This is a genomic window from Candidatus Dependentiae bacterium (genome assembly GCA_013821315.1).
GTDB lineage: Bacteria > Babelota > Babeliae > Babelales > Babelaceae > JACDHA01.
Window position 1 is genome coordinate 23,388 of sequence record JACDHA010000017.1, and the last position, 8,125, is coordinate 31,512.

The window sequence follows — 8,125 nt, forward strand, 5'->3', positions numbered from 1 at the left end:
GGTAAGTAATGTATTGTTAGTATATTCCATTAGTATACTGCAAAACATACTGTCAGGCAAAAAGAGCAGCATGCTTAACTCTTGAAAGCATGTAAAGCTATCTGGTAAAGATAATAACTACTACAAACTTATTGCTGTGAAGGATAACTATGGCTTATGTGTTTGCCCGTAAAGCATTATTTATAATGTTTTTAGTCGTGGTTAACCAAAAAATAAATATTAAAGCACTAGAGCTTGATGTTTTATACGATCTAGCACAACCATCAGATCAAGACCTTTTTAAAAGACCTTGTGTCAACCCAGATTTAAAGCTCACCTGTCGTCCGGGACCACAAGGTCCTCCAGGCACGCCTGGCCAACAGGGACCACAAGGAGCGCAAGGACCTATCGGTCCTCAAGGTCCCGCAAATGGTCCCGTAGGCCCACCAGGCCCCGTAGGTGCAACCGGTCCACAAGGTCCACCAGGTGTAGCTGGTCCTGCAGGTCCTACCGGCCCTATTGGTTCAACAGGGCCCACCGGTACATGTGATTGTTCTGTTACTTCGGATTGTGCAAATCTTAATTTTGTTGTTGGCTCAATACCGTTAACTCGTGCTATTAGTAATGGGGTGGGACCTGGATATACTTTTAGTTTTACACCAAGTAGTTTAAATACTGGTCCTAATCCAGGTGGTATACTGGTGCTTAATTTTATTAAGCCCTGTGCTACTAGAGTTTTAATGGCAACAGTAACTAATTTTAATGGAAACAACGTTAATCCACGACCAGCAGCGCTTATAGCAAACACGGGAAGCACCACAGTATATCAGTTTTCCGCTTTAGCAAATGATACGGTGCTACAGTTTATTTCAGCATGCTGCAGCTAAAAGTACAAAATCTGCAAGTGCTAGAACATCTTTAAGAGAGGCTTAGTGCCTCTCTTTTTATTTAATTGGTTTGTACTAATCAAGCAATCGTAAAAGACGAGCACGTGATTGTTCAACTGGTAATAACGCTAAAAGATCTTTAATGCCCGGGCCTTGTGCTTTGCCCGTAAGCGCTAAGCGCAGAATAGTAAAAATATCTTTTATAGGAGCTTTTTCTTGTTTGCAAAGTGCTTGAGCAGCTTTAACTGCTTGATCAGGAGAATCTAGGTGTTCCACTAGTAGTGCAATTAACTTATGCAGTAAAAATTTATGATCACCAAAATGGTAATGTTCTAATAGTTCACGTGAAAATTCAGGAATATTAAAATAAAATTCAAGAACGTTAACGCTTTCTTTAAGCGTTACTATCTCTTGCTGACTATGCTTTATAAGCTCAGTGAGTTTTTCTTTAGGTAAATCAACTATCTGTGGATACGCTGCTTCTAAGTAGGGAAGACACAAAGTTACGAGTTTTTGTGTATCGTAGTGCATAATCCACTGATGGTTTACCCAGCGCAGTTTTTCTAAATCATATCTAATTTGTCCTGTAGATGACAAATCGTCAAAACTAAACGCGGCAGCAAGTTGCTCGAGCGTCATAATTTCGTGCTCAAAAGATCTACCAATAATGCCTAAGTAATTACATAAAGCTTCTGGTAAATAACCAGCGTCACGTAGATCATTTAATGAAAATCCAAAATCACGTTTAGAAAGCTTTTTGCCCTGTTGGTTGCCAATTATAGGTAAATGGTAAAAAATAGGTAGTGGGGCGTTAAATGCGCGATAAAGTGCTGTTTGTGCAGCAGTATTAGTCAAATGATCTTCGCCTCTAAAAACATGCGTGATTTTCATTACCATATCATCAACAAAGTTAGCAAACATAAAGGTAAAGCTACCATCTTGTCGAGTAAGAGGAATATCAGAAAAATGTGATAAATCAAAATGCATAGTCTTATGAGCAAGATCATAAAATTCTACTGGTTTATCATAGTCCAGTTTAAAGCGCCAAATAAAAGGGGTATGTGCGCTTAAAAGCTCAGCTATTTTTTGTTCACTGAGCCCAGCGCATGCACGATCGTAACGTGGCGGTGTTTTAAGGGCAAGCTGCCGTTGCCGTTTTTTTTCAAGCTCTTCTATAGAACAAAAGCAACGATATACTAATTGTTCTTTTTTAAGCACTTCTAAATGGTGCTGATATACGTGTTGGCGCTCTGATTGGTAATACGGCGCGTAAGGACCGCCTTTTACTGGTCCTTCTGTATAAGATAAATTAAGCCATTCTAAGTCAGACATTATCTGAGTGCCAGCAGGATCTATATTGCGCTGTTGATCGGTGTCTTCTATGCGTAATATAAAAGTGCCTTGCTTTTGTTGAGCAAATAAAAAATTAATTAATGCTGCGCGTACATTGCCTAAATGCATAAATCCTGTAGGAGAGGGGGCGAAGCGTACACGTACGTTTTTACTGTCCATACGTTATATCCTAGGTATAAATTTTTAGATCATATACTAAAAGTATAACAAATATTGTGCACAAAGATAAACTAAACCACTTGTTACTATAACTATGCAGACAAAAGAGTTTACCATTTGACAAAAAATAGCCAGTAAGTACTTTAGGTAAGTAATACTAATCTTTGTTTTAATTTTTCTACTTTATGTAAACTATAGTGTTTTTTGTAAATCTAATGTTGTATTTAAGAGGGGTTACAGATATGGTCGGTTTAAATTGTATGGTTATTGGCGCAACAGTTATTGTTTTAGGTGCAAAACAAATACATAAAAGTTGGCTACTACAAGGGCTTAAGTATAAAATGAATACTGCTCAAGAAATTCACGGTTTTATGTCTTCTGTTTCTTATCATTTAGAACAAGTTAGCCGATTAGATATAGATGAGCCAGGAGCTCAGAATTTAAAATCTGAATTATAAAGATAATTAAGGAACTAAGATGAAAAAAATTATATTGGTAGCACTTGTAATTACAAGTTTTTTTCAATCGTGCATAGCTGCGGACTATATTATGTCGGCTATAGAATCAAGTGATTACAGTAAAGGTAAAAAACTTTTTAAGCAAAGATAATTATATTAATGCTGATTATAGAGAAAATCTTTTGCAAGCAGCTAGCCAAGCAATTGTGGCTGCACAAAAGAATATGTCTTTGTCTATTAGTAAAAGAGATAGCCTGCTTTTTTCTCTTGCTACTATAATGACTCTATCGGCCGGGGCTTTAAGTTTTGAGTGGATACAAAACGCCTTATTTAACTTAAAAATGAATTCTGAGTTTAAATGGCAGATGAGAGCATATTGTGCTTTAGGTGCTGGACAAATGTACATTGCAGCATCCTTGCCGCATGCTCGCGCTAAACTAAAAGCTGCTCAAGAAATAAGAGAGCTTATAGAAAATAAAACTGTGTTAGAATCTAACTAAAGAAAGAAGCATAATGAAGAAGATGCTCATGAATACAGCTTTAGTTATAAGCATTGCTCAATCTAGCGTATATGCAGATTCTTTATTATATGCTATAAATTCAAGCAATGTTAATCAAGTTAAGAGCCTTTTAGCTCATGGTGATTATCTTGATAGTAGCTACCAAAAAACTCTTTTAAATGTAGCAAAAGAAGCATCTTTTATGGCAAAACATAATCTAAAATTTTTCAGGAGTGAGTGGGATATAGCAAAAGTATGGTTAGGATTATTTCTTATTTTAACTATTGAACCTACTAAAGCTACAGTGTCTAAAAATAAGAGTGCATTAGAAGAATTCTTACAAAAGCCGGTTATTCGTTTGGCTCAAGGTATTGCAGGACTAACGAGTGTATATAAAGGTGTAACGTTAAGTAGTGCGTATGCAAAAGAGAGAGCTGCACGAGAGATACAGCTGCTTATAGAAAATAAGTTTCTACATGAACAACAGGAATTAATATGAAAAAATTAGTACTAGCAGTGCTTTTGCTTTCAAGTTCTATTGAATTATATATGCGTGCAGACTGTTTGCTATCTGCTATAGATTCAAATAATATAGAGCAGGTAAAACTGCTTTTAGACACTTATGAATATTTAGATAGTGACTATAAAAATCTACTTTTAAATTCAGCAAAAGAAGCTTCTTTTGCAGCAAGGAAAAACATAACTTTTTCTCGCAGTCCTGAAGATATTTTTTGTACTACTGTAGGTACTTTGATGCTGGGTGCTACGCTATCTTTTACTATTCCCGAGGTGCAAAAATCAATACCGGGCTTTAAGTTTGATGATGCTATGAAAGGGCAAACAATAGTTACCTCTTTAGTCAGTATACTGTGTATATATTGGGGTATTAACTTAAAGAGTGCTCGTGCTAATTTAAAAGCTGCTCGAGAAATAAAAGAGCTTATAGAAAAAAAACTTGTATTAGAACCTAATTAACAATAATTATATAACACAACCAATAAATCGAAAGAAAAACAATGAAAAAACTGCTTATAACTACAGCGTTAATTGCAAGTATTGCTCAATGCAGCCTGCGTGCAGATTCTTTATTATATGCTATCGATGCACATAACGTAGAAAAAGTAGCAAAGCTCCTTGAAAAACATGGTCATCTGCACCATGAATACAAAAAAACCCTTATGAGAGCGGCAAAGCAATCCTCTCATGCTGCAAAAAATAAAGTAGGTTTTTTTAGTAGTGGCACTGATTTTATAAAACTAATTACGGGCATGGGTTTTTCTGGTATAGGTACTCTAGGACTTGCTGCTGCAGGAGGAATGCTATGGGCTAATAAGGGTGATTCACCAAATGGTGTTTTACTAGGTGCAGGGTCAGGTATTGCTACTATTACGGGCCTTAGTCTTATGTACAAAGGTTGGACTTTAAGCACAGCTAAAACACGTCTTGAAAGAGCACGTGAAATTGAGACTATGATTTCTCTTAAGCCAGCACATCACGAATAATTTTTTAATTTATAGGTAGAAAAATTTTATGAAAAGATCGCTAATAATAGCATTTTTAATGATAAGTTTTGTTCAATTAAATGTATATGCAGATTCTTTGTTATACGCTATTGACTCACATAACGTAGAACAGGTAAAAACTCTGCTAGAACCATATGAACACTTGTCTCATGAGTATAAAAAAAAGCTTATGAAGGCAGCAAAACAAGCTTCACATGAAGCAAAGGCTAAAATAAGCATTTTTAGAAGCGGGCCTGATTTTGTAAAATCATTAGCAGGTATGAGTACTGCTGGTATAGGTATAGTAGGTGTTATTTTGGGTATAGTAGTAAGGAGTTCTTGTACTGGTTATTGTGATGATGGCCTTAAGTTGCTTGCCACTCTATTTTCAGTTGGCTCAAGTGCTGTTATTGGAGCAGGCACTGTTCTTGTATATAAGGGTTTAAAACTAAGTGCTGCTCAAGCATCCTTGGCACAGGCTCGTGAAATTGAGACAGCAATTTTTCTTAAACCAGCACATCACGAATAATTAACTTATATTTAAAGAGGTTTTTATGAAAAAATTAATAATAAATTTAGTAATGTTAGCAAGCTTTTCAGCAGTTAGTGTAAAAGCTGATGGATTAATAGACGCTATTAAAGCAGGTAATGTACGCAGAACTCAGTCTCTTTTAGCTCAACACAGATATCTTGAGCATACCTATAAAAAAGAACTTGCTCATGAAGCGCGTAAAGCGACTAAGCATGCTAAAAAAGCAACTGAAAGTTTATCAAACAGCAATCCTGATGCCTTTCGTTTGCTAAGTGGTCTTGGCTTTAGCGCAGCTGGGCTATTTTTAATGCAAAGGGGTATGCGTGATTGGAGTAAGACTGGATTAAAACTAAGTGATGTAGGTTCGGGGTCAGCAAAAATAGTTGCCGGAGCAGCTGTTGTTTTAGTAAGCGTTAAAGAAGCTTATAAAGGCTGGAAGCTTTCTATTGCTCATGGGTATTTAGAAGAAGCTAACGCTATTGAGTTACTTATTGCTGAAAAAGAAACACGACATCATAATTAATTTTTTTAAAGTTTATAAGTGAAAGAAAATACGTATGAAATTAAGATATATTGTTGCTCTGCTATCTCTTAACTTTTGTAGTTTAACAGTACGTGCAGATGAACTGCATGAAGCTATAACTCAGATTAACGTTGAACGAGTGAAAGATCTTTTAGATAAAAAAGAGCATTTTACTCACGATGAGAAAAAGCGCTTAGAAAAGTTTGCTCATGCAGTAACTAAAGATGCTAAATACAGAACGAAAAGCGTTTGGCGCAGTGGTGAAGATATGGCACATGTATTTGCTGGCCGTACGTTTATGATTGGTGGCTCTGTAGCGAGTTTATATGCTCTTTCAAAAGCTAAAGATAATGGCAAGTTAATGTTAACCAGTTTAGGTTGCTGGGCTGCTAGCCTTGTCCTTGGACATGCTTGGCAGCGCAGAGGGCTTCATTTACATAATGCTCGCGCGTGGCATAAAAAAGCACGTCAGATTGAGTCGCTTATAGCTGATAAGCATGCGCATCATCATCACCATAATTAAATATATTTACTTTACTGTAAAAATAAGCTAATACTAGCTAAAAAAGAGGCATCTTTACCACTGGTGAATGCCTCTTTTTTTGGCGTATACTAATATTTAACTTGAGGACTCTGTGATGTATAACTGTAGCAGCAACAAGCTTTTATGCTTGATTTTAAGTGTAAGTGTGTATGTAAACGTATTAAAAGCTCAAACTATAGCTGGTGAAACAAATACTCTAGTGGAATTTGCAACTCAGAGCAAAGATGCTTTTGTAGATTTTATAGCACAACAATCAAGTAAACATCAAGCAACGGTAGACCTTATTGTCAAAGATTCTAAAGCATTTTTCTATTCTTTTTCATTGAAGCCTCAAACATTACGAGAGGCTATAATACATACCAATAGTACCGCAGTAAAAAGTTTTTTAGCTCCAATAGGTAAAGAAAAAACACTTACTGCCAAGGAGTATAAAGAGCTTGTTCAGCTGGCGCAAGATATGGCATATGTAAGAAGATATGCGCTATGCGGTCTCTTTAAAAGCCCTCGAGACATTGGTGTTCTGCTGAGCTATATCACGGCGATAGGTGTTGGTGTAACTGGTATAAATATCTTCACTGAATATATAGATGGGTATACAAAAAAAACATTAATAATCGATTGTGCCGATGGTACTACTAAGCGTGCTTATTCTATACCTAAAGATGCTAAATTTAAACGAAAGTTATTAAGTAGTGCTCAAGCTGGGACTAAGTTTTTGGGTATTGTAGGTATAGCCTGTTGCTTTCCGGGCATGGTTAAAGCGTGGCGTCTTGAGTATGGACACAGAAAACTAAAAGAAGCTCGAGAGATCGAAGCGATGCTGATTGATCTTGTTGAAACGGAGACTTATAGTTACTAATGGACTTGTGTAAAATGCATAAAAAAACAGATGCTTTGACATTTCCTGTTGCTCTTTGATAATGTTCATCAGCAGTATTAGAGTGCTCTAAAAAAGGGGAGAAGCAAAATGAATAAGTGTCTTAGAATTATTTTACAGATTAAACCAAAAGAGCGTTTGATACACTCAATTGTGCAACAGCATGCGCGTGATTTAGATTTAGAAGGCCTTGTGCAACCGGTAAATGCGCAAAAGTTGAAAATTATTATTTGCGGCAAAAAAGAAAAAGTGGATCTTTTTGTAGATATGCTTCATAGAGAATCAGCTCAAGAAGATATTCAAGATATTGAAATTGAACCATTTTTAAAAGATAAAGATTATCGTGGCGTCTTTAGGGTTATAGAATAAGAGCAAAAAAAAGAACACCAGAAGCTTAAAGCATTAATTTGTAGTATACTAAAAGACGTAATAAATTAATAATCAGGATAACTAGTATGGTATTACGTCTTAATACAAATAATTGTATATTTTTAGCATTCTTTTTTATAGTATGTGCAGCACTTCAACTGGCTGCTCAAGACATACAGTTGAGCTTGCTGCCATCAGCAGATGAGCACTTTGCTGCACTGGATGAGCATTTTAAAAAGCCTCTACAGGTAAAAAAAATAGTTTTTGATATAGATACTTATTCAAATACTCAAGAGCTTCTTTCGTTAACTGGTTTAGCGGAAAACTCAGTTATCAGCTGCCAGGATCTTAAGCGTGCTTGTTGGCACCTTAAAAGAAAAAATAAGTTTGATACTCTTATACTTAGCCTGTCTGAACCGACAAATACTGTTGATGGAGTTAC

General features: G+C 36.1%; 13 protein-coding genes. 12 read left to right on the forward strand and 1 reads right to left on the reverse strand.

The window, feature by feature from the left end:
- The first annotated feature begins 149 nt into the window (after positions 1-149).
- Positions 150-866 carry a collagen-like protein gene (locus H0X48_04735; protein MBA3954596.1) on the forward strand — a complete coding sequence of 239 codons (717 nt, stop codon included), beginning with the start codon at positions 150-152 and terminating at the stop codon, positions 864-866.
- A gap of 75 nt (positions 867-941) precedes the next feature.
- Here H0X48_04735 and H0X48_04740 read toward each other — a convergent pair whose 3' ends face one another.
- Positions 942-2,378 (reverse strand): glutamate--tRNA ligase, encoded by a 1,437-nt coding sequence (locus H0X48_04740; protein ID MBA3954597.1) that lies wholly within the window; start codon positions 2,376-2,378, stop codon positions 942-944.
- 242 nt (positions 2,379-2,620) lie between these two features.
- On the opposite strand from H0X48_04740, the gene H0X48_04745 reads away from it, so the two are divergent.
- The 11 genes from H0X48_04745 to H0X48_04795 all read left to right on the forward strand — a co-directional run.
- Positions 2,621-2,836 carry a hypothetical protein gene (locus H0X48_04745; protein MBA3954598.1) on the forward strand — a complete coding sequence of 72 codons (216 nt, stop codon included), beginning with the start codon at positions 2,621-2,623 and terminating at the stop codon, positions 2,834-2,836.
- 110 nt (positions 2,837-2,946) lie between these two features.
- A complete protein-coding gene (locus H0X48_04750; GenBank protein ID MBA3954599.1) occupies positions 2,947-3,336 on the forward strand; it encodes a hypothetical protein in 390 nt (129 codons plus the stop codon).
- Between the two features lie 28 nt (positions 3,337-3,364).
- Positions 3,365-3,835 (forward strand): hypothetical protein, encoded by a 471-nt coding sequence (locus H0X48_04755; protein ID MBA3954600.1) that lies wholly within the window; start codon positions 3,365-3,367, stop codon positions 3,833-3,835.
- Complete coding sequence (locus H0X48_04760; GenBank protein MBA3954601.1) at positions 3,832-4,311, forward strand: hypothetical protein; 480 nt, start codon at positions 3,832-3,834, stop codon at positions 4,309-4,311. Before H0X48_04755 ends, H0X48_04760 begins: the two co-directional genes overlap by 4 nt.
- Before the next feature lie 41 nt (positions 4,312-4,352).
- Positions 4,353-4,838, forward strand: a complete 486-nt coding sequence (locus H0X48_04765; GenBank protein MBA3954602.1) for a hypothetical protein — start codon at positions 4,353-4,355, stop codon at positions 4,836-4,838.
- Between the two features lie 28 nt (positions 4,839-4,866).
- Positions 4,867-5,367, forward strand: a complete 501-nt coding sequence (locus tag H0X48_04770; protein MBA3954603.1) for a hypothetical protein — start codon at positions 4,867-4,869, stop codon at positions 5,365-5,367.
- A gap of 25 nt (positions 5,368-5,392) precedes the next feature.
- Positions 5,393-5,893, forward strand: coding sequence for a hypothetical protein (locus H0X48_04775; protein ID MBA3954604.1), 501 nt, complete (start codon positions 5,393-5,395; stop codon positions 5,891-5,893).
- Positions 5,894-5,927: 34 nt separating this feature from the next.
- A complete protein-coding gene (locus H0X48_04780) occupies positions 5,928-6,416 on the forward strand; it encodes a hypothetical protein (protein ID MBA3954605.1) in 489 nt (162 codons plus the stop codon).
- Between the two features lie 115 nt (positions 6,417-6,531).
- Positions 6,532-7,296, forward strand: a complete 765-nt coding sequence (locus H0X48_04785; protein MBA3954606.1) for a hypothetical protein — start codon at positions 6,532-6,534, stop codon at positions 7,294-7,296.
- Between the two features lie 108 nt (positions 7,297-7,404).
- Positions 7,405-7,683 (forward strand): acylphosphatase, encoded by a 279-nt coding sequence (locus tag H0X48_04790; protein MBA3954607.1) that lies wholly within the window; start codon positions 7,405-7,407, stop codon positions 7,681-7,683.
- 86 nt (positions 7,684-7,769) lie between these two features.
- Positions 7,770-8,125, forward strand: a 356-nt coding sequence (locus tag H0X48_04795; protein MBA3954608.1) for a hypothetical protein, incomplete at its 3' end; no start/stop codon positions are given.

Excerpts from the sequence above, each read along its gene's own strand:
- H0X48_04785 (MBA3954606.1), top strand. The coding sequence starts at position 6,532 with ATGTATAACTGTAGCAGCAACAAGCTTTTATGCTTGATTTTAAGTGTA.
- H0X48_04745 (MBA3954598.1), top strand. The coding sequence starts at position 2,621 with ATGGTCGGTTTAAATTGTATGGTTATTGGCGCAACAGTTATTGTTTTA.
- H0X48_04780 (MBA3954605.1), top strand. The coding sequence starts at position 5,928 with ATGAAATTAAGATATATTGTTGCTCTGCTATCTCTTAACTTTTGTAGT.
- H0X48_04740 (MBA3954597.1), bottom strand. The coding sequence starts at position 2,378 with ATGGACAGTAAAAACGTACGTGTACGCTTCGCCCCCTCTCCTACAGGA.
- H0X48_04755 (MBA3954600.1), top strand. The coding sequence starts at position 3,365 with ATGAATACAGCTTTAGTTATAAGCATTGCTCAATCTAGCGTATATGCA.
- H0X48_04760 (MBA3954601.1), top strand. The coding sequence starts at position 3,832 with ATGAAAAAATTAGTACTAGCAGTGCTTTTGCTTTCAAGTTCTATTGAA.
- H0X48_04770 (MBA3954603.1), top strand. The coding sequence starts at position 4,867 with ATGAAAAGATCGCTAATAATAGCATTTTTAATGATAAGTTTTGTTCAA.
- H0X48_04790 (MBA3954607.1), top strand. The coding sequence starts at position 7,405 with ATGAATAAGTGTCTTAGAATTATTTTACAGATTAAACCAAAAGAGCGT.
- H0X48_04735 (MBA3954596.1), top strand. The coding sequence starts at position 150 with ATGGCTTATGTGTTTGCCCGTAAAGCATTATTTATAATGTTTTTAGTC.
- H0X48_04765 (MBA3954602.1), top strand. The coding sequence starts at position 4,353 with ATGAAAAAACTGCTTATAACTACAGCGTTAATTGCAAGTATTGCTCAA.
- H0X48_04775 (MBA3954604.1), top strand. The coding sequence starts at position 5,393 with ATGAAAAAATTAATAATAAATTTAGTAATGTTAGCAAGCTTTTCAGCA.